Here is a 21881-nt window from a genome sequence, read left to right on the forward strand (position 1 = left end):
GTCCAGACCGCCGCCCCGGCCCCGACGCCCGTCGTCGCCCCCGCTGCCGAGGCGCCCGCCGCCGCTGAGGCCCCGGCCGCCCCGCAGGTGCACGGCCCCCGGGTGACGGTCTCCCGCGAGTCCGGCATGGCCTCCGGCGGCCTGACCGACCAGCAGCGCACCCACGTGGACGAGCTGGTCGCCCGCTTCACCGCCCGCACCTCCGCCTCCAAGGCGATCACCCGCCGCCACCGCCGCACCCTCGCGGACAGCCGCGCCGTGGTCGGCTTCCGCTCCGGCACCAAGGAGATGCTCTACCCGCTGGCCGCCCGCCAGGCCAGGGGCTCCCGGCTGGAGGACGTCGACGGCAACCCGTACGTCGACATCACCATGGGCTTCGGCGTGCTGCTCTTCGGCCACGAGCCCGAGTTCGTCAACGAGGCCGTCCGCGAGCACCTGTCCTCCGGCCTGCGGCTGGGCCCGCGCGGCCCGGAGACCGGCGAGGCCGCCGAGCTGCTGGCCGAGCTGACCGGCACCGAGCGGGTCGCCTTCGCCAACTCCGGCACCGAGGCGAACGCCGGGGCGATCCGGCTGGCCCGCGCGTACACCGGCCGGGACAAGATCGTCATGTTCGAGGGCTCCTACCACGGCCACTTCGACCACACCCTGGGCCGCACCCTGGGCCGCGGCGCCGACCGGGAGACCGTCCCGGTGTCGATCGGCATCCCCGGCAGCGCCGTCGCCGACCTGCTGGTGCTGCGGTACGGCGATCCGGAGAGCCTCAAGGTCATCGAGGAGCACGGCGACCGGATCGCCGCCGTCCTGGTCGAGCCGGTGCAGAGCCGCCACCCCGGCCGCCAGCCGGCCGACTTCGTCCGCTCGCTGCGCGAACTCACCGCCAAGCTCGGCATCGTGCTGGTCTTCGACCAGATGCTCACCGGCTTCCGCCCCCACCTGCGCGGCGCCGAGGGATTCTGGGGCGTCACCCCGGACATGTCCACCTACGGCAAGGTGCTGGGCGGCGGCTACCCGATCGGCGCGATCGCCGGCCGGGCCGACATCCTGGACGGGATCGACGGCGGGCACTGGGACTACGGGGACGACAGCTACCCGCCCAAGGACACCACCTTCTTCGGCGGCACCTACATCCAGCACCCGCTGGCGATGACCGCCGCGGGCGCGGTGCTGCGCCACCTCAAGGCGGCGGGCCCCGGCCTCCAGGAGCGGCTGAACGCCCGCACCGACATGCTGGCCACCACCCTGAACGGCTTCTTCGAGGAGGAGGAGTTCCCGCTGCGGCTGGCCCACTTCGGCTCGCTCTTCCGGTTCGAGCCCAGGGCCGACATGGAGCTGCTCTTCCCGCACCTGCTGACCCGCGGGGTCTACGTGTGGGAGTGGCGCAACTTCTTCCTCTCCACCGCCCACACCGACGGCGACGTGGAGTTCGTGATCGACGCGGTCCGCGAGTCGCTGCGCGACCTGCGGCGCGGCGGCTTCTTCCCGGCCTCCCCCGGCGTGCGGCTGCCCGCCCCGCGCCCGGCCGCCGAACTCCCGGCGACCGCCGAAGCCGTCCGCACCGAGACCGTCGCGACCACGTACCAGCCGGTCAGCGACCCGCAGCGGCCGGTCGACTTCAGCCTCTACTTCTTCGGCGACTACCCGCTGGACTCCCCCGAGGACGAGAAGTACCGCATCGTCCTGGAGAGCGCCCGGTTCGCCGACCGGCACGACTTCCACTCCGTCTGGCTGCCCGAACGCCACTTCCACTCCTTCGGCGGCATCTTCCCCAACCCCTCGGTGCTGGCCGCCGCGCTCGCCCGGGAGACCAGCCGGATCCGGCTGAACGCGGGCTGCGCCGTGCTCCCGCTGCACCACCCGGTGCGGGTCGCCGAGGAGTGGTCGGTGGTCGACAACCTGTCCGGCGGCCGGGTCGGTCTGGGCTGCGCCAGCGGCTGGCACCCCAACGACTTCCTGTTCTTCCCCGACCGCTACGGCAGCCACAAGGAGCTGATGCACCGGCAGATCGACACCGTCCGGGCGCTGTGGCGCGGCGAGCCGTACCAGGGCCGCAACGGCAACGGCGAGCCGATCGAGGTGACCCTGCACCCCCGCCCGCTGCAGGACCTGCCGCCGATGTTCACCGCGATCGTCGGCAACCCGGACAGCTTCCGCGAGGCGGCCAGGCACGACCTCGGCGTCATCACCAACCTGATGACCCAGGACATCGCGCAGCTGGCCGAGAACGTCGCGATCTACCGGCGCACCCGGGCCGAGCACGGGCTCGACCCGGAGGCGGGCCGGGTGGTCGTCCTGGTCCACACCTACCTGGGCACCGACCTGGCCACCGCGCGCGAGCAGGCGTACCGGCCGTTCTGCCACTACCTGCGCTCCTCGCTGTCACTGTTCGGGCAGATGGCCAACAGCCTCGGCCTGACCCTGGACTTCGAGAACGCCCGTGAGGACGACCTGGAGTTCGTGCTGGAGCGCGCGTACGAGCGCTACTGCGCCTCCCGCGCGCTGATCGGCACGCCCGAGAGCGTCCAGGGCGTGCTGTCCGAGCTGCGGGCGGCCGGCGCCGACGAGATCGCCGCCTTCGTGGACTTCGGGCTCTCCCCGGACCTGGTGGCGTCCGGCCTGCCGCAGCTCGACACCCTGCGCCGGGACACCCTGCGCGGCGCGCAGCTGTCCTACGCCCAGCAGCGGATGTGGTTCCTGCACCGGATGCTGCCCGACGGCGGACAGTACAACGAGATCAAGGCGATCGCCCTGGACGGTCCGCTCGACCCGCAGGCCCTGGACACCGCGCTGCGCGGGCTGATCCAGCGCCACGTCGCGCTGCGCACCGTCTTCCGGGAGCAGGACGGCCAGCCGTTCCAGCAGGTGCTGGCGCCGCCCGCGGGGCCGGTGCTGGAGCGGGTCACAGCCGACGGCGCCTCGCCGGACCCGGTGGCCGACCTGGTCACCGCCGAGGGCGAGCACCGCTTCGACCTGGCCGAGGGCCCGCTGTTCCGGGCCCTGCTGCTGGAGCGGGCGGCCGACCGGCACGTCCTGGTCCTGTCGATGCACCACATCGTGATCGACACCCTGTCCACCGAGGTGATCACCCGCGAGCTGGGCGAGCTGTACCAGGCCGCCAGGGAGGACCGCGCCGCCCGGCTGCCGGTGCTGGCCACCGGACCGGCCGCCGAGGCCGCCAGGGAGCGGGCCAGGGTGGCCGCCGGCGAGTACGACGAGAGCCTCGCGTACTGGCGCAAGGTGTTCACCGGCGACCTGCCGGCGCTGACCCTGCCCACCGACCGGCCGCGCCCCTCGGTGCCGGACGGCCGGGGCCGCGCCTACGTCCACCACCTTCCCGCCGAACTCGCCGACGGACTGCGGCAGTTGGCCCGCTCCCGGCGCTCCACCCTGTTCATGGTGCTGCTGACCGCCTTCGCCGGCGTGCTCCAGCGGTACGCCGGCCAGGACGAGGTCGTGGTGGGCACCCCGGTGGCCAACCGGGCCGAGGGCACCGAGGACCTGATCGGGTTCTTCGTCAACACGCTGGCGCTGCGCCTGGACCTGTCCGGCGAACCGGACTTCGCCGAGGCCCTGGGCCGGGTCCGCTCCACCGCGCTGGACGCCTACGAGCACCAGCAGCTGCCCTTCGAGGTCCTGGTGCAGGAACTCAACCCGCAGCGCGACACCAGCCGCAACCCGCTCTTCCAGGTCATGGTCGAGTTCGAGAACCACGCGGTCTTCGAGCTGGACCTGCCCGGGGTGACGGCCCGCCCGCTGGACCACGTCGCGGACCGCTCCGCGTTCGACCTGACGCTCTTCCTGACCAGCCTGCCCGACGGCATCCGCTGCCACGTCGAGTACGCCGAGGCGCTGTTCGACCGGACCACCGTCGACCGGCTGGTCGGCGCCTTCGAGCGGCTGCTGACCGCCGCCGTCGCCGACCCCGAGCGCCCGCTCGCCGAACTCACCGCCGTACCCGCCGACCAGGCCGACGAGGCCCTGGAGAGCGAACCGGTCCTGACCGAGACCCCCGAGCACCCGCTGGCCATCGTCGCCGCGACCGCGGCCGAGCGGCTCGACCAGACCGCGGTGGTCGCCGCCGACGGCACCGAGACCGACTACCGGACGGTGCTGGCCAGGGCCGAGGAGCTGGCCGGCCGGCTGCTGTCGGCCGGCGTCCGGGAGGGCGACCTGGTGGCCGTGCTGCTTCCCCGCTCGGTTGACCTGGTGGCCTCGCTGCTCGCCATCCTGCGGCTCGGCGCCGTCCACGTGCCGATCGACGTCCTCCAGGGCCCCGAGCGCTGCCGGCTGATCGCCGCCGACAGCGACCCCGTCGTCGTGCTCACCACCTCGGAGGCCGACCCGGCGCAGTTCGGCCTGACCGCCCCGACGGTGCTCACCGACGTCCCGTCCACGGACGCCGGCCCCGTCGCCCTGCCCCCGCTGCCCGTCCCCTCGGCGCAGGCGCCCGCGTACCTGCTGTACACCTCCGGGTCCACCGGCCGGCCCAAGGGCGTGCTGATGCACTCGCTCGGCCTGGCCCACTTCGTGGCCTGGAACATCGCCGGGCACTCCGCGGCCCGCACCCTCCAGTACGCCTCCTGCGGCTTCGACGTCAGCGTCCAGGAGATCCTGACCACACTGGCCACCGGCGGCACCCTGCTGCTGATCGAGGAGGAGACCCGCTACGACGTGACCGCCCTGGCCGCCGTGGTCCGGGCCACCAGGGCCGAACGGGTCCACATGCCGTACACCCCGCTGAACGCCCTGGTCGACGCGCTCGGCGAGGAGCCGGCGCCCCACCTGCGGGAGCTCATCTCGGGCGGCGAGCAGGTGCTGGTCAACCCCGGCATCCGGGCGTTCCTGCGCCGCAACCCCGGCTCCCGGCTGTTCAACCACTACGGCCCGACCGAGACCCACGCGATGACGGCCTGCGAGATCGACCCGGAGTCCACCGACTACGCGCCGATCGGCCGCCCCACCCCGGGCAGCCGGGTCGTCATCCTGGACGCCGCCGGGCGCCGGGTGCCGCCGGGCGCGATCGGTGAGATCCACGTCCGGGGCGTCCAGGTCGGCATCGGCTACCTCAACCGCGACGAGGAGAGCGCCGCCGTCTTCACCGACACCCCCGAAGGCCGCAGCTACCGCACCGGCGACCTCGGCCGCTGGCGGCCGGACGGCGCCGTGGAGTACCTCGGCCGGGCCGACCGCCAGGTGAAGATCCGCGGCTACCGGGTCGAGCCCGGCGAGGTGGAGACCGTGCTGCGCACCGTGCCCGGCGTGCGCACCGCCGCGGTGGCGGCGCGCCGGACCCCGGCGGGCACCGTGCTCGCCGGGTACGTCGACTGCCCGGCCGCCGACCTGCCCGTGGTCCGCGACCGGCTCTCCGAACTGCTGCCCGACTACATGGTGCCCGGGCTCTGGGCCGCCGTGGACACGCTGCCGTTCACCGTGCACGGCAAGCTGGACACCGCCGCCATGCCGGAGCCCCGCCCGCTGGGCGCGGACGAGCCCGCGGCCGCCCCGCTCACCGAGCTGGAGCGCACCGTACAGCGGCTCTGGGAGGAGGAACTCGGCCGCCCCGCGGGAGTGGAGACCTCCTTCTTCGACCTCGGCGGGCACTCGCTGGCCGCCACCAAGCTGCTGAACCGGGTCCGCGAGGCGACCGGGATGCGGATCGGCGTCCTGGACTTCTTCCGCCGCCCGACCATCCGCGCGATGGCCGCGCACGTGCCGGCCGCCGCCGAGCAGCAGGCCCCGGCGTTCGAGGAGGGCACGCTGTGACCACGACCACGACCACGGACACGACCACCGGCACGACCCCGACGGACGAGGGCTGGAAGCGACTCCTCCAGCTGCTCGACGAACGCGAGATCGTGCTGCGCACCACCGGCGAGCGGCTCTCCTACCTCGCCCCCGCCGGGGCGATGGACGAGGAGGTGGCCGGCCTGGTCCGGGCCCACCGCGACCGGCTGCTGACCATCCTGACGGGCGCCGGGGCCGCCGAGTCGGCCGCGCCCGCCTCGGTGGGGCAGCGGCGGATGTCCGGGACCCACGCCCGGTCGGCCGACCCCGCGGTGTGGAACGTCAGCTACCGGGTCAACGTGGGCGGGCAGCTGGACCACCCTCGTATGGCCGCCGCGCTGACGGCGCTGATCGAACGCCACGAGAGCCTGCGGACCCGGATCCTGGACACCGAACTCGGAGTGCTCCAGCACGTGCTGCCGAGCACCCCGGTGGTCCTCCCGGTCGAGGACCTGAGCGCGCTCCCGCCCGCCGAGCGGGAGGCGGCGGTGGCCGGGGCCGTCGAAGCCGAGCTCAGCCGCCCGTTCGACCTGGCCGCACCCCCGCTGGTGCGGACCCGGCTGCTGCGGGAGTCGGCGGAAAGGTGGGTGCTGCTGCTGACGATCCATCACATCGCGATCGACGGCTGGTCGATGGCCACCGTGCTGACCGACCTGGCGGAGCTCTACCGCACCGGAAGGCCGCTGCCGGAAGAGCCTGCGCGGATGACCGACTACGCCTGCTGGCAGCTGACCGTGGTCAACCGGGCCGGCATCGAGGCGGCCACCGACCACTGGGTCGAGGCCCTCGGCGAGGACCCGCTGGCGATGGACCTGCCCACCGACCGGCCGCGCCCCGAGCAGCGCTCCGGGCGCGGCGACACCCTCGAACTGCGGCTCCCCGCGGTGCTGGCGGACGCGATCGGGCAGTACGCCGCCGCCCGCTCCACCACCGCCTCCGCCGTGATCGTGGCCGCGTGCGCCCGGCTGCTCTGCTCGATCGGCGGGGCACCGCAGGCCCTGGTCCTGCTCTCCAACGCCAACCGCACCCGGCCGGTCGACGAGGGGGTGGTCGGCCTGCTCACCGGCGGCCTGCCGATCCTGGTGCGCACCGAGGATGCCGACGGCTTCGGGGACCTGGTCGACCGGGCCGGGCGGGCGATCGCTTCCGCCCTCGACCACGCCGTCGTACCGTTCGGCCTGCTGGTCCCCTCCCTGCGCGAGCGCGGCGTGCAACTTCCCCCCACCTACCCGGAGTTCCAGCTCGCAGTGCAGAGCACCCCGCCCATCGCCCTGGACCTCCCCGGGCTGACCACCGAACTCATCGACATACCGGGCACCTCGGCCCGCGGCGACTTCGTCCTCGCCCTCACCCCCGAAGCCGACGGCTACGCGGGCCTGGTCGAGTACGACACCGACCTCTTCGACGAGAGCACGGTCCGGTCCTGGCTGGACACCCTGGCCACCGACCTGGCAGGAGAGTTGGGGGTCCCGCTGCCCTGACCCGACGGTCCCCGGCGGGCGGGTCCGCTTCTCGCGCGGCGAGGCGAAGGGCTCCGATCGCACCGTGGACCGGCCGCATGCCCCCGACCGACCCGTCGGGGGCATGCGGCCGTGCGGCCGGGACCTACGTCTTCACGGGCTCCACGGCCTCCGGATCTTCGACCTGTGGACCCTCTTCGGGCAGCGGGGCAAACCTGCCCACCCCGGGGCCCACACCACCTGACCTCCCGTCAGCCCGGCCGTCGCGGCACCGGGCCGGGAGAAATCCGGTGGTCACGCCCGGATCCCCGATGGTAGACATGTGACATGCTACAAGGCGCTCTCATCACCCTCCGGGCCCGTCACGACGCCGACCTGCCGGTGCTCCAGTCCGAGTTGTACGACGACGTGGCCACGCGCTCGCGGGCCGACTCCCGGCCCTGGCGGCCGCTCCCGCCCGGCTCCGCGCACTCCCCGTACGCGGTCGCCGGGCCGTCCGACGAGGCCGCGTGCTTCTCCGTGGTCGAAACGGCCTCCGGGGAGCTGGCCGGCGAGGCGATCCTGTGGGGCATCGACAGCCACAACCGCAGCGCCCACCTGGGCGTCGCCCTGCTGCCCGGCCACCGGGGGCGCGGGCTCGCGCCCGACGTCCTGCGGGTGCTCTGCCACTACGCCTTCCCGGTCCTCGGCCTGCACCGCGTGCAGCTGGAGACGCTCGCGGACAACGCGCCGATGCTCCGGGCCGCGGGCCGGGCCGGATTCACCGTCGAGGGCCGGTTGCGCGGTGCGGCCTGGGCCGACGGGAGCTTCGTGGACCAGGTGGTGCTCGGGCTGCTGGTCGAGGAGTGGCAGCGCTGAAGCAGATGCCGCGCTGAAGCAGATGCCGCGCTGAACCGGGTGCGGTCCGGGCCGGCGCCGGGGTCAGGCCGACGGGCGGCAGAGCAGGGCGGCCGGGGCGCCGTACTGGAGCCGCTGCCAGGTGGACGCGACGCCGGCCAGGTACTCACCGTCCGCGCACTGGCCCTTGGAGCGGCCCGGTGCCCAGTCGCTCGCCACCGAACCGCCGGTGCCGGGCCGGTTGTCGCCCCGGTCGAACCAGACGGCGCGGCCGCCCGGCGGCAGCGCGGCGGCCGCGGGTGCGCAGAGCAGGGCGGCCATGGCGTTGCCGCGCACGCTGTAGCCGACCGCGAAGGCGCGGTCGGGGCACTGGAGTTTGTCGTAGCCGGACGCCCAGTCGCCCCCGGTGACGTAGCGCTCGTCGGTGACGGTGACCCAGTCGCCGGTGCCGACGGCCGGCCGGCCCGCGTCGGTGCACAGGGCCCGGCTGTCGCCGCGGGCGAGGGCGGTCAGGCGCTGGCCGTCCGGGCAGTTGCCCTTCCGGTTGCCGGGGCTCCAGTCCGCGCGGGCGAGCATCCGCCGGGAGAGGTCCTGGTCGGCGTGGTCGAGGGCGAGCATGTTCCAGTGGTCCACCGCGGGCACGGGTCCGCTCAGCCCCGGTGCGTCGATCAGCCGGTTCCAGTCGACGGCCCGCCAGTCGCCCGGGTCGCCGAGGCCGAGCCGCCGGCCGTCGGGTCCGTAGGAGAGCAGCGCCCAGGTGTCCTGCGGGCGGCCGGCGGCGTCCGCCCAGCCGACCAGCGGCCAGGCCGCGAAGTCGGTGTCGCCCCGCACCAGGATGTCGGTGAAGGCGTGCAGCCAGGCCTGCTCCCCGGTGTCGGTCGAGCCGCGCCCGCCCGCGCCGAACTCGCTGATCCACACCGGGGCGGTGAAGTGCTGCCCGGCCCTGGTGACGAACAGCGCCTGGTCGTCCACCACCTGGGCGAGCTGCTCGGGGGTGAAGTCCTGGTAGCGCGGGTCGTCGGTGGCTCCAGGGCCGCTGCCCGCTCCGGTGTTGGCCGGGCCGGTGTACCCGTAGAAGTGCGCGGCGTAGACCAGCTTGCCGGAGTCGATCAGGGTGTGGGAGAGACTGCGGACGGGGGTGAGCATCGGGCGGCCGTGGCTGAGCCCCGCGGCGGGGATGCCGTACCAGTTGATGCCCTCCATGACGACCAGCAGGTCCGGGGCGGCCCGGAGGATGCGGTTGCCGGCCTCCTCGAAGGCGGCGTACTCGTCGTGGGCGTCGCCGAGGCCCCAGTTGGGGTCGTCCCAGGTGTCCCGGCGGACCTCGTTGCGCAGGTCCGCGCCGACCACCCGCTTGTCCGCCTTGTAGCGGTTCACCATGAACAGCCAGTCGTCCTCCCACTGCGCGGTCGACTGGCCGCTGTTCCAGCGCTCGTTGCCGTCCAGGCCGCAGCAGAAGCGGTAGCCGGTGGTGTGGTTGTTGAGGATCACCGCGAAGCCGTCGGCGGTGAGCGCGGCCACCACGGCGTCGAACACCTGGAGCGGGGTCCGGCCGCGCAGCTGCGGGTTGGCGGCGACGGCGGAGTCCGGGACGGGGGCGGTGTCGTGGACCATCGCGTTGGCGAACGGCAGCCGGATGCTGTTGATCCCCAGTCCGTGGAAGTCGGCCAGCAGCCGCGCCATCGGCACCCGGTCCAGGCCCAGCGGGATGTTGTGCGACACCTGCCCCGCCTGGTTGTTCGCCGGGTCGTCGACGCTCCCGCTGCCCTGCCAGGTGCCCTGGGCCCCGGCCCAGTTGGCGGCCTTCAGCTTGAAGCGGTCGCCGTCGGCGTCCACGACGTAGCGCCCTCGGGTGCTCAGCGGGCCCGTCCAGGACGCGGCCGGCCGCACCTCGGGTCCGCCGCCCGGTGCCGCGACGCCGGGGCCCGCCGCCAGGACGGCGAGCATTGGCAGACAGCCGGCCAGGGCGAGCAGTCGCGCCGCAGGACTCTTCATGGTCATCCCCGCTGTGGTGAGGTGGCTCGGGCCGTCACCCGGCGCACCGGCGCCGTCGGCGAGGGCCGAGCCTATGACGGATCGTCAGCTCCGGGAAGGGCGCGTACGGCCGAGGGCCCCGGAGAGGTCAGCGGTCCAGGCGCAGCAGGCGGCGCACCCGGGGCCGGTGCGAGGCGTCGATCAGGAAGCCGGCCGCCGTCAGCAGCCAGGCGGCCACCCCGATCCACAGCAGCACCCGGCCGAGCGGGTCCAGCCAGTCCACCCCCGTCGCCGTCCCGGCGACCAGGGCGGCGACGGCGGTCATGCCGAGCGGGAAGACGGTGGCCCAGCGGCGCACGTCGTAGGCCGGGCGCGGGCTGCGCAGCTCCGCCGCCAGGAGGACGGCGTAGCCGGTGAGCGCCAGGCCGAGCAGCACCCAGGTGGCGGTGCGCAGGGCGTCGTGGAGGCCGGGCGTCCAGTCCGGCAGGGCGGTGAGCTTGCCGGCGGCGAGGGCTGAGATGGACAGCGCCCCGGCGATCACCCACTGGTCGCCGGCCCCGGTGAGGATCTGGCGGAGGTCGAAGCGGACCAGGGCGCCGAGGTAGAGCACGAGGCCGAGGCAGAAGAAGGCGAGCGCGGCGGGTGCCAGCCGGTCGGGGCCGCCGGCCGCGGCGACGGTGGCGGCCAGGACGGCGAGCGCCTGGGTGGAGACGCAGACCAGGAAGACGGCCCCGGGCATGCCGCGCCGCCAGTGGCGCACCACGGAGGCCAGCAGGAACGGCCAGACCAGGACGGCCAGGGCGAGCAGCCCGAGGGCGACGCCCTGTTCGCCGAGCAGCGAGATCCGGGTGCCGAGGACGCCGGTGGAGGCGACGGCGGTGAGGGCGGGCGGGGTCGCGGCCTTGAGCGTCCAGTCGGTGCGGGTGTTCAGCAGGGTCAGGGCGAAGGCAGCCGCGAGCAGTACCCAGAGGCCGGCGGCGAGGGCCAGCAGGACGGCGGAGAGCACCTCGCGCCCGGCCAGGTGGAGGCCGACGGACAGGATTCCGGTGGCCATCACCGCCGCCCCGGCCGCGGGCGGGACGGTGGTCCACCATCCGTTCGGGGTGTCCTGCCGCGTGCCCCGGGGGCTGGTCACAGAGTTCATGTGCCCATTCGAGCGGAACTCCTGACGGGGAGCCAGGGCCGCCACGCCGGTACCGCCGTTGTGGCGATTTGTCTGCTTCGACCGCATAACTTGGTCCACGGTCGATCCGTGGTCAGCAGTGGTCAGGAGTCCGTCATGGCTGAGTCGCCGCCCGAACCGTCCGAGTCGCCTCAACCGCCCGAGTCGCCCGAACCGACGGAGCCGGGCGCGCTCCTGTTGCGGGCCGGACGGTTCTTCCACCCGGGGAGGGCCTCCGCCGACCTGCACCGGGTGGAGGTCGAGGGCGGCCGGGAGGGCGACGTCTTCTACCGCGACCGGTGGAGCCACGACAAGGTCGTGCACTCCACCCACGGGGTCAACTGCACCGGGTCGTGCCGCTGGAAGGTGTACGTCAAGGACGGCATCATCACCTGGGAGACCCAGGCGACGGACTACCCGTCGGTGGGCCCCGACCGCCCCGAGTACGAGCCGCGCGGCTGTCCGCGCGGGGCGGCGTTCTCCTGGTACACCTACTCGCCGAGCCGGGTGCGCTACCCGTACGTGCGCGGCGTGCTGCTGGAGCTGTTCCGCGAGGCGAAGGCCAGGCTCGGGGACCCGGTGCTGGCCTGGGCGGACCTCCAGGCCGATCCGGAGCGGCGCCGCCGCTACCAGCGGGCGCGCGGCAAGGGCGGCCTGGTGCGGGCGGGTTGGGACGAGGCGGTGGAGATCGTGGCCGCCGCCCAGGTGCACACCATCAAGGCGTACGGCCCCGACCGGATCGCCGGGTTCTCCCCGATCCCGGCGATGTCGATGGTCTCCCACGCGGCCGGCGCCCGCTACCACAGCCTGATCGGCGCGCCGATGCTGTCCTTCTACGACTGGTACGCGGACCTCCCGGTGGCCTCCCCGCAGGTGTTCGGCGACCAGACCGACGTGCCGGAGTCCGGCGACTGGTGGGACGCGGCGTACCTGCTGATGTGGGGGTCCAACGTGCCGGTCACCCGGACGCCGGACGCCCACTGGATGGCCGAGGCCCGCTACCGGGGGCAGAAGGTCGTGGTGGTGGCGCCCGACTACGCCGACAACGCGAAGTTCGCCGACGAGTGGCTGCACCCCCACCCGGGCACCGACGCCGCGCTGGCGATCGGCATGGGGCACGTGCTGCTCAGGGAGTTCTTCGTCGACCGCGAGGTGCCCTTCTTCACCGACTACGTCCGGCGGTTCACCGACCTGCCGTTCCTGGTCACCCTGGCCGAGCGGGACGGCGGGTACGTGCCGCACAAGTTCCTCCGGGCCGCCGACCTCGGCGACGGGGGCGAGGGCGCGGCCTGGAAGACGGTGGTGCTGGACGAGGCCACCGGCGGCCCCGCCGTGCCCGGCGGCTCGCTGGGCTTCCGCTGGACGGAGTCCGGCAAGGGCCACTGGAACCTCGACCTCGACGGCCTGCGGCCCGCCCTGTCCCTGCACGGGCGCGGGGGCGAGGCGGTCGAGGTGCTGCTGCCGCGCTTCGACACCGAGGGCGGCGAGCACGGCCAGGGGCGCGGCGAGGTGCTGCGCCGGGGCGTCCCGGCCCGCCGGCTCGGCGGTGCGGACGGCCCGCTGGTGACCACCGTCTTCGACCTGCTGCTCGCCCAGTACGGCGTCGCCCGCCCGGGCCTGCCCGGTGTCTGGCCGACCGGCTACGAGGACGCCGAGGCGCCCGGCACCCCGGCCTGGCAGCAGCGGCACACCTCGGTGCCGGCCTCGGCCTGCGCCCGGATCGCCCGCGAGTTCGCCACCACCGCGGAGAAGTCCCGGGGCCGCTGCGTGATCCTGATGGGCGCGGGCACCAACCACTGGTTCCACTCCGAGACGATCTACCGCTCCTTCCTGGCGCTGCTCCAGCTGACCGGCTGCCAGGGCCGCAACGGCGGCGGCTGGGCGCACTACGTCGGGCAGGAGAAGTGCCGGCCCTCCACCGGCTGGGCGACGCTCGCCGGGGCGGCCGACTGGTCCCGCCCGGCCCGGCAGGCGATCGGCACCGGCTGGTTCTTCCTGCACACCGACCAGTGGCGCTACGACCACTTCAGGGCCGACGTGCTCGCCTCCCCGCTGGGCTCCGGAGCCTTCCGGGGGATGACCGGCGCCGACTGCCTGGCCCAGGCCGCCCGCACCGGCTGGATGCCCTCGTACCCGACCTTCGACCGCAACCCGCTGGACCTCGGCGACGGCGCGGACCCGGTCTCCGCCGCGGTGGCCGAACTGCGGGCCGGGACGCTGAAGTTCGCGGGCGAGGACCCGGACGCCCCGGAGAACTGGCCCCGGGTGCTCACCCTGTGGCGCTCCAACCTGTTCGGCTCCTCCGCGAAGGGCGCCGAGTACTTCACCCGGCACCTGCTCGGCACCCACTCCGGCCTGCGCGCCGCCGAGGCCCCCGAGCCGGTGCGGCCGCGCGACGTGCGCTGGCGCGAGGAGGCCCCGGAGGGCAAGCTCGACCTGCTGCTCTCGCTGGACTTCCGGATGACCTCCTCCACCCTGCTGTCGGACATCACCCTCCCGGCCGCCACCTGGTACGAGAAGCACGACCTGTCCAGTACCGACATGCACCCCTTCGTCCACGCCTTCGCCCCCGCCATCGACCCGCCCTGGCAGGCCAGGACCGACTTCGACGCCTTCCACGCCATCGCCCGGCGGTTCAGCGAACTGGCCGTCACCCACCTCGGCACCCGCCGCGACCTGGTCGCCACCGCGCTCCAGCACGACACCCCCGGCGAGACCGCCCAGCCCGGCGGCACCGCCCCGGACTGGCGCGCCGGGGACTGCGAGCCCGTGCCCGGGCGCACCCTGCCCAGCCTCACCGTGGTCGAGCGCGACTACCCCGCGGTCGCCGCGAAGATGGCGGCCCTCGGCCCGCTCGCCGAACGGCTCGGCCTGCCCGCCAAGGGCATCGCGCTGCACCCGGACGACGAGATCGCCGCCCTGGCGGCGGCCAACGGCACCGCCCGCGGCGGGCCGGCGGACGGCCGCCCGCTGCTGGACACCGCCGTCAAGGCCGCCGACGCGATCCTCGCGCTGTCCGGCACCACCAACGGCCGCCTCGCCGTCCAGGGCTTCCACACCCTGGAGCAGCGCACCGGGCAGCCGATGGCGCAGCTCGCGGCCGAGCACGAGGGCAGGCGGGTCGCCTACGCGGACACCAGTGCCGCGCCCGTCCCGGTGATCACCTCGCCGGAGTGGTCGGGCAGCGAGGCGGGCGGGCGGCGGTACACCGCGTTCACGCTCAACACCGAGCACCTCAAGCCCTGGCACACCCTCACCGGCCGCCAGCACTTCTTCCTCGACCACGACTGGATCCACGAGCTGGGCGAGGCCCTGCCGGTGTACCGTCCGCCGCTGGACATGCACCGGCTGTTCGGCGAACCCGTGCTCGGCCCGGACGGGCAGCACGAGGTGACGGTCCGCTACCTGACCCCGCACAACAAGTGGTCCATCCACTCCGAGTACCAGGACAACTGGTTCATGCTCTCGCTCTCCCGCGGCGGCCAGCTGATCTGGATGAGCGACCACGACGCCGCCGCCGTCGGCGTCGCCGACAACGACTGGGTCGAGGCGGTCAACCGCAACGGCACCGTCGTCGCCCGGGCCGTGGTCTCGCACCGGATGCCGCGCGGCACGGTGTACATGCACCACGCCCAGGACCGCACCGTCAACGTCCCCAGGACAGAGAGGGAGGGCCGGCGCGGCGGCACCCACAACTCGCTCACCCGGATCCTCCTCAAGCCCACCCATCTGATCGGCGGGTACGCCCAGCTGTCCTGGGGCTTCAACTACCTGGGCCCGACCGGCAACCAGCGCGACGAGGTCACCGTGATCCGCCGCCGCTCCCAGGAGGTGCAGTACTGATGCGTGTCATGGCGCAGGTCGCGATGGTGATGAACCTCGACAAGTGCATCGGGTGCCACACCTGTTCGGTCACCTGCAAGCAGACCTGGACCACCCGCTCCGGCGTCGAGTACGTCTGGTTCAACAACGTGGAGACCCGCCCCGGCCAGGGCTACCCGCGCCGCTGGCAGGACCAGGAGCGCTGGAAGGGCGGCTGGCGGCTCAACCGCCGCGGCCGGCTCACCCTGACCTCCGGCGGCCGGGTCGAGCGGCTGGCCAGGATCTTCGCCAACCCGGTGCTGCCGACCGTCAAGGACTACTACGAGCCCTGGACGTACGACTACAACAAGCTCACCGACGCCCCGCTCGGCGACGACTACCCGGTCGCCACGCCGCGCTCGCTGCTCTCCGCCAAGCCGATGAAGATCGAGTGGAGCTCCAACTGGGACGACAACCTCGGCGGCCTGCCCGAGCACGCCGACGAGGATCCGATGGTCGCCCTGGTGCGCCGGCAGGCCGAGGAGAAGGTGCGGTTCGCCTTCGAGGAGAGCTTCATGTTCTACCTCCCGCGGATCTGCGAGCACTGCCTCAACCCCTCCTGCGTCGCCTCCTGCCCGTCCGGGGCGATGTACAAGCGCGCGGAGGACGGCATCGTCCTGGTCGACCAGGACCAGTGCCGCGGCTGGCGGCAGTGCGTCACCGCCTGCCCGTACAAGAAGGTCTACTTCAACCACCGCACCGGCAAGGCGGAGAAGTGCACCTTCTGCTACCCGCGGATCGAGGTCGGCCTGCCGACCGTCTGCTCGGAGACCTGCGTCGGCCGGCTGCGCTACCTCGGGGTGCTGCTGTACGACGCCGACAAGGTCACCGCCGCCGCCTCCGTCCACGACGAACGGGACCTCTACGAGGCCCAGTTGGACGTCTTCCTGGATCCGTCAGACCCGGCGGTGCGGGCCGCCGCCGAGCGCGACGGCATCGCCCACGACTGGATCGAGGCGGCCCGGCGCTCCCCGGTGCACGCCCTGATCTCGCGCTTCCGGGTCGCGCTGCCGCTGCACCCGGAGTTCCGCACCCTGCCGATGGTCTGGTACGTCCCGCCGCTCTCCCCGGTGGTCGAGGCGCTCACCGCGACCGGCTTCGACGGCGAGGACGCCGGCAACCTCTTCGGCGCCATCGACGCGCTGCGCATCCCGGTCGAGTACCTGGCCGGCCTGTTCACGGCGGGCGACCCGGAGCCCGTCCGGGCGGCCCTCGGCCGGCTCGCCGCCATGCGCACCCACCAGCGCGCCCGCAACCTCGGCGAGGTGCCCGACCCGGCCGGGCCCGGCGCCGTCGGGCTGACGGCGGAGGACGTCGAGGAGCTGTACCGGCTGCTGGCGATCGCCAAGTACGAGGACCGGTACGTCGTCCCGACCGCCGCCCTGCCCGACGCCCGGGCGCTGGAGGAGTCGGCCGTCCCCACCGAGTGCGCCGTCGGGCACCAGGACGCCCCGGGCGGCAGCGGACCGTTCGGCGAGAACTCCGGCCGCCGGGCCCTGCCGATGGTCTCGCTGGAGTCCTTCCACGCGCTGCGCCGCCGCCAGCGCGCCGACCACGAGGAGGACGCCCGGTGACGCTCCGGGGACGACTGACGACCGGCCGCGCCCACCGCCGCGCCGTGGTCCGCCAGGCCGCCGCGCTCTGCCTGGTCCACCCGGACGCCGAGCTGTACGAGCGGCTGCCGCTGCTGCGCGAGGCCGTCACCGGCCCCGCGGCCGACGGGCTGCGGGGCTTCCTCGACCACGCCGAGCGGGTCGGCCCGGCCGCCCTGGCCGAGCACTACGTCGAGGTCTTCGACTTCACCGACCGGCACAGCCTCTACCTGAGCTGGTGGACCGACGGCGACACCCGGCGCCGCGGCGCCGCCCTGCTCCGGTTCCGCGAGGCCTACCGGCGCCACGGCCTGGACCAGGCCGGCGGCGAACTGCCGGACTACCTCCCGGTCGTGCTGGAGTTCGCCGCCGCCACCCGCACCGACGACCTGCTGCGCGAGCACCGGCCCGGGCTGGAACTGCTGCGCCTGGCCCTGCTGGAGGCCGGCACCCCCTACGCCGGCCCGCTCGAAGCCGTCTGCGCCACCCTGCCGGGCCCCCGCCCCGCCGACCGCGCCCAGGCCCTCGCCCTCGCCCGCTCGGGCCCGCCCCGCGAGGAGGTCGGCACCGGAGCCCAACTGCCGCCGTACGGACAGCTGCCGCCGTACGGACACCTGCACCAGCTCCCCGTGATCGCCGGAGACCGCTGATGAACACCTTCCTGTGGGGCGCGCTGCCCTACCTCGCCTTCGCCTCGCTCGTCCTCGGGCTGCTCTGGCGCCACCGCTACGACCGGTTCGGCTGGACCACCCGCTCCAGCGAGGTGTACGAGTCCCGGCTGCTCAACTGGGCCTCCCCCGCCTTCCACTACGGCATCCTGTTCGTCCTCGCCGGGCACCTGCTCGGCCTGTTCGTCCCCGCGGGCTGGACGGACGCCCTCGGCGTCGACGAGCACGCCTACCACCTGCTGTCGCTGATCGGCGGGACCGTCGCCGGCGTCCTCGCGGTGGCGGGCCTGGCCACCCTGCTCTACCGCCGGCGCACCAACACGCCGGTCTTCCGGGCCACCACCCGCAACGACAAGGCGATGTACCTGCTGCTCTTCGGCGAGATCTGCCTCGGCCTGTACGCCAAGCTCAGCACCTCCGGCCTCCGCGAGGGCTACGACTACCGCGCCACCATCGCCCCCTGGGCCCGGAGCCTGTTCACCCTGCGGCCCGACACCGGCCTGTGGGACACCGTCCCGGCCGTCTTCCAGGCCCACGCGGTGCTCGGCATGCTGGTGATCGCCGTCGTCCCGTACACCCGGCTGGTGCACATGTTCAGCGCGCCGTGGTTCTACCTGTTCCGCCCGTACCTCGTCTACCGCGGCCGGCCCGCCGGGCGGCCGGCCGAACGCCCGGCGCGCCGCGGCTGGGAGGGCATCGACACCTGAGCGGCGTCCGGCCTCAGTCCTCGGTGTCCGCCGGGCCGTCCTCGGCGCGCTGGTCCTCGGTGCGCCCGGCCCGCCAGTAGCCCATGAAGCAGACCGCGCGCCGGTCGATCCCCCGCTCGCCCACCAGGTGCCGGCGCAACTCCCGGACGCAGGAAGCCTCTCCGGCGATCCAGGCGTACGGCCTCCCGGCCGGGAACCCGGCGGCGCGCACCGCCTCCGGGATGCCCGGCGCGCCGGCCCTGCGGTGGAGCCAGACGGTCTCGACGCCCGGGCGACGGGCCGGGAGGTAGGCCTCGTCCTCCGGTCCGTCCACCTCGGCGAAGATCCGGACCGGCAGGTGCCCGGGCACCTCCTCCAGGATGGCGGCGATGGCCGGCAGCGCGGACTCGTCCCCGGCGAGCAGGATCCAGCCGGCGTCGTCGGGCAGCCGGAACTCCACGCCGCCGGCCTCCTCCACGGCCGGTCCGCAGACCACCACCCGGTCGCCGGGACGGGTCCTGACGGCCCATCGGGAACCGGGGCCGAGGTCCCCGTGCACGGCGATGTCGATGTCGATCTCGTCGGGGTCGTGGCGCTGGGCGCGGACGGTGTAGGTGCGCAGCACCGGGCGCACCTCGGCGGACATCCCCCGCCAGTTCTGGTACCAGCCGAACTCGCCGTCGCCGGAGGGGATCAGCGGCTCGGTCTGGCCGGCGAGCGGCAGCAGCAGCTTGATCCGCTGGTCGAGGCCGCCGTTGACGAATCCGGCGAGGCTCTCGCCGGTGAGGGTGATCCTGACCAGGTGCGGGGTGAGGGTCGTGGTGCGGGCGACGCGCAGGGGGAAGAGCGCGAAGCGGGCGGGGGCGGTGACGGTGGACACGTCGGGCTCCTTCCGGCGGAACGGGCTGACGCCGCGGCCGTGCCGGTCCGTACACCGTCGACACACACCGTAGCTTAGGTGAGGCTAACCTAAGATCTCTATCGAGGACACCCACCCCGGCCTGCGAAAGCTTGACGACAATCACACGTGATCAGGTCTTGGAAGAACACGGTCAAGCTGAGTACGATCCATCGAAGTTACGAATCCGGGGGACTACACGGAGCTACCGGCTCAAGGTCGTCCGCCGGTCCGTGCGGCACTGTGGCACCAGGCACCGGTCCCGCACCACGACCGGCGACGACCCGGCGCCCGGGCACCTCCGTGCGCAATGGGGGATGAGTCATGGCTGAAACCTGGACCGCGATGAGCCACGGGCTCCTGCGACAGGCTGGCTTCGCACTGGACACGCTGGATCCGCTGGCACACGACCTCGCCGCCGAACTCTCGGCGATCCGGGACGCGACCGGCCGCGCCACCGGACTGGCCGATCGACTGGCGAAGACGCTGCGCCAGGGCGACGTGAGCGGCCGGCAGCGCGCGCTGTCCCGGCTCGGCCTGCTGCGCGACCTCACCGAGGAGGACACCGCCGGACTGCCCGCGGACGTCGCCGCGCCGCTGACGGAGTACCAGGACGCGGTACTGGCCCTGAAGAGAAGCGTCTCCGCCCTGGAACAGCGGCACGCGTCAGCGCTGGAGGACTCCCGGCACCACGTCGCCCGGCTGTTCCGCGAGGACCCCGCGCTGCGGCAGGTGCTCCTGCTCTCCAACGAGGCCCACTACCCGCGCTTCGAGGCCTGGCTGGACCGGGACGGCGCGATGGCGGACCGCACCGCCCGCCGGATGACCGACCTGCTCACCATGTACCTGCAACGGGTCGCCTCCAAGAACGAGACCACCTCCCACTTCGGGCCGGTCAGCGTGGCCTCCCTCGCGACCGGGGCTGCGGCCGGGGCCGGCGACCGGGGCGCGGGCGACGGCCTCGACTGGACGGACACCCCGATCGAGCGCGTCGCCTTCTTCAGCCACTGGGCGGCCGAACGCCTCGCGGAGACCTTCAGCGCCGACCCGCGGCTGCGCGGCCACGTCCGCCCCCGGCTGCGCCCGCTGGCCTTCCGGGACGGCGACCGGATCGACCTGTTCGCCTTCCGCACCCGGACCGGCATGCCCGGCGACTGGCGCTTCGTGGTCGTCGGCAGCTCCCCCGTGGACGAGGCGGCCGACTGGCTCTGGCGCCACTGCGACGCCCGGCGCACCGTCGGCGAACTCCACCGGGACTGGGCGGCGGACACCGCGCGCCCCGGCACCGAACTCGACGAGGCACTGCGCAGGGCCACGGCGGACGGCTGGCTGGTGACGGTGGCGGAGATCCCGATCGGCGCCGTCCGACCCCTGGAGACGCTTCGCGAGCTGGTCGCGGAGGCCGGCGGCGAGGCGAGCGACCTCGGCGCGGCCCTGGACCGCTTCGACCGGTTCCTCGCGGAGTTCCCGCGCGCCGCGGCCGCCGACCGGCCCGCCCTCCTCGCCTCGCTCAGGTCCGACTTCGAGACGCTCACCGGCGGCGCCGCCGAACGGCCCGGCGGCACCCACTACGCCGACCGCTCCCTCTTCTACGAGGAGGCCCACGGCCCCCAGCGCGACCTGACCGTCGGCCCCGGCCTCACCGGCTTCGTCACCGGCGAGCTGACGCCCGTCTACGGCCTCGTCCTGCTCGCCCCGCGCCTGCGGATGCGGCGCGAGCGCGCGATCCTGACGCAGTGGGCGCAGCGCCGCTTCGGCCTCGGCGCGGACGTCCCACTGCACCACTTCTACCAGGCGTTCTTCGCCGACCGCCCGGAGCTGGAGGCCGCCTGCGCCGAGGTGGACGCCGAGATCGCCGCCGTGGAAAGCGAGCTGAGGCAGGTCCTGCTCCCGGACGGGCAGCAGGACCTGCGCGAGGTGCAGGCCGACCGGGCGCGCCTCGAAGAGCTGATCGCCCGGCACTCCGGTGACGTGCCGGCCCTGTGCAGCCCCGACGTGATGCTCGCCGCGCGGGATCTCCGGGCCCTGGCCGACGGGGACTTCACGGCCGTGGTCGGCGACTGCCACGCGCTGCGCGACCCGCTGACCCACTCCAGCCTCGCCCCGCTGCTGGCCGCCCGCGCCGACGGCATCGTGGCCGAGGCGCAACAGCGCTACCAGGACCTGCTGGACCCCGACGAGGTCATCGTCGACCTGGCCCGCGCCCACCTCGACAAGACCGGTGCCCAGCTCGGCTACCCCTGCCTGGACGTCGAGGTGCACGGACGCTCCGGCAAGCCGCGCGACCGGGTCGTCCAGCCCGCGCAGCTGTCGATCACGGTGACGCCCGAGCGCCTCGAACTGCGCGCCGGCGGGGTCTCCGGCCGGCTGCGCCTCAAGTCCCCCTTCGCCGGCGGGCCCGGCATCCGGCACGATCCGCTGTCGGTGTTCGCCTTCCCGCGCCACTTCGGCGGGATCGGCATCCGCACCGACGACCTGGCGCACGTGCCGCGGATCCGCTGCGGCCGGGTGGTCCTGCGGCGCGAGAGCTGGCGGGTGCCCGTGGCCGAGCTGCGCCCGTGGTCGCCCGGCGGCCACCCGGTGGCCGCGGACGCGGCGGCGCACCTGGGGGCCGTACGGCTGCGCGAGCGGCTCGGGCTGCCCCGGCACTGCTTCGTGAAGATCCCCGGTGAGCCCAAGCCGGTCTTCCTGGACTGGGAGGCGCCGCTCCTGGTGCGTCAGCTCGTCCGGCTCGCCAAGGGGACCGAGGGGGCGCTGGAGTTCAGCGAGATGCTGCCCGGGCCCGACGAGCTCTGGCTCGACGTGGCCGGGCGCCGCCACACCAGCGAGCTGCGCTGCACGGTCTTCTCCCGGACGGACGCGCCGCCCGCGTAGTCCGGAGCCCTGCCGCGGTCCGGTCCACCCGCCGACCCGCGCCTCCCCCTGCCCCTTTCCCCGCATCTCCGTACCCGTTCGCACCCGC

At 74.1% G+C, this 21881-nt stretch carries 11 protein-coding genes; 8 read left to right on the forward strand and 3 right to left on the reverse strand.

Going from position 1 to position 21881, the window contains the following annotated elements:
- The first annotated feature begins 102 nt into the window (after positions 1 to 102).
- The 3 genes from BU198_RS23710 (at position 103) to BU198_RS23720 (ending at position 8099) form a co-directional block, all read left to right on the forward strand.
- Complete coding sequence (locus BU198_RS23710; protein WP_317620287.1) at positions 103 to 5760, forward strand: MupA/Atu3671 family FMN-dependent luciferase-like monooxygenase; 5658 nt, start codon at positions 103 to 105, stop codon at positions 5758 to 5760.
- Complete coding sequence (locus tag BU198_RS23715; protein ID WP_188298890.1) at positions 5757 to 7262, forward strand: condensation domain-containing protein; 1506 nt, start codon at positions 5757 to 5759, stop codon at positions 7260 to 7262. The genes BU198_RS23710 and BU198_RS23715 overlap by 4 nt, the downstream gene beginning before the upstream one ends.
- Before the next feature lie 306 nt (positions 7263 to 7568).
- Positions 7569 to 8099 carry a GNAT family N-acetyltransferase gene (locus BU198_RS23720; RefSeq protein WP_188298891.1) on the forward strand — a complete coding sequence of 177 codons (531 nt, stop codon included), beginning with the start codon at positions 7569 to 7571 and terminating at the stop codon, positions 8097 to 8099.
- A 63-nt stretch (positions 8100 to 8162) separates the two neighbouring features.
- Here the strand turns inward: BU198_RS23720 and BU198_RS23725 are convergent, their stop codons facing one another.
- Together BU198_RS23725 and BU198_RS23730 are read right to left on the reverse strand one after the other, a co-directional pair.
- Complete coding sequence (locus BU198_RS23725; protein WP_223244848.1) at positions 8163 to 10079, reverse strand: glycoside hydrolase family 5 protein; 1917 nt, start codon at positions 10077 to 10079, stop codon at positions 8163 to 8165.
- Positions 10080 to 10200: 121 nt separating this feature from the next.
- Entirely contained in the window at positions 10201 to 11196 is a 996-nt protein-coding gene (locus tag BU198_RS23730) for a tellurite resistance/C4-dicarboxylate transporter family protein (protein ID WP_188298892.1), read from the reverse strand.
- Positions 11197 to 11331: 135 nt separating this feature from the next.
- Between BU198_RS23730 and BU198_RS23735 the strand changes: the two genes are divergently transcribed.
- The 4 genes from BU198_RS23735 to narI are packed head-to-tail and all read left to right on the forward strand — an operon-like array spanning position 11332 to position 18042.
- Complete coding sequence (locus tag BU198_RS23735; RefSeq protein ID WP_188298893.1) at positions 11332 to 15057, forward strand: nitrate reductase subunit alpha; 3726 nt, start codon at positions 11332 to 11334, stop codon at positions 15055 to 15057.
- The gene (gene narH, locus BU198_RS23740; protein WP_188298894.1) at positions 15057 to 16649 is read left to right on the forward strand and encodes a nitrate reductase subunit beta; all 1593 of its coding nucleotides are present in this window, start codon (positions 15057 to 15059) and stop codon (positions 16647 to 16649) included. The genes BU198_RS23735 and narH overlap by 1 nt, the downstream gene beginning before the upstream one ends.
- The gene (gene narJ / locus BU198_RS23745) at positions 16646 to 17317 is read left to right on the forward strand and encodes a nitrate reductase molybdenum cofactor assembly chaperone (RefSeq protein WP_317620288.1); all 672 of its coding nucleotides are present in this window, start codon (positions 16646 to 16648) and stop codon (positions 17315 to 17317) included. Before narH ends, narJ begins: the two co-directional genes overlap by 4 nt.
- Entirely contained in the window at positions 17317 to 18042 is a 726-nt protein-coding gene (gene narI / locus BU198_RS23750; protein WP_188298895.1) for a respiratory nitrate reductase subunit gamma, read from the forward strand. The genes narJ and narI overlap by 1 nt, the downstream gene beginning before the upstream one ends.
- A gap of 13 nt (positions 18043 to 18055) precedes the next feature.
- Here the strand turns inward: narI and BU198_RS23755 are convergent, their stop codons facing one another.
- Positions 18056 to 18901, reverse strand: a complete 846-nt coding sequence (locus BU198_RS23755; protein ID WP_188298896.1) for a siderophore-interacting protein — start codon at positions 18899 to 18901, stop codon at positions 18056 to 18058.
- A gap of 342 nt (positions 18902 to 19243) precedes the next feature.
- Here BU198_RS23755 and BU198_RS23760 point away from each other — a divergent pair, with 342 nt between their 5' ends.
- A complete protein-coding gene (locus BU198_RS23760; RefSeq protein ID WP_188298897.1) occupies positions 19244 to 21793 on the forward strand; it encodes a lantibiotic dehydratase in 2550 nt (849 codons plus the stop codon).
- Positions 21794 to 21881 lie beyond the last annotated feature (88 nt).

This window comes from Streptomyces sp. CBMA156, assembly GCF_014596515.1.
Taxonomy (GTDB): Bacteria; Actinomycetota; Actinomycetes; order Streptomycetales; family Streptomycetaceae; genus Kitasatospora.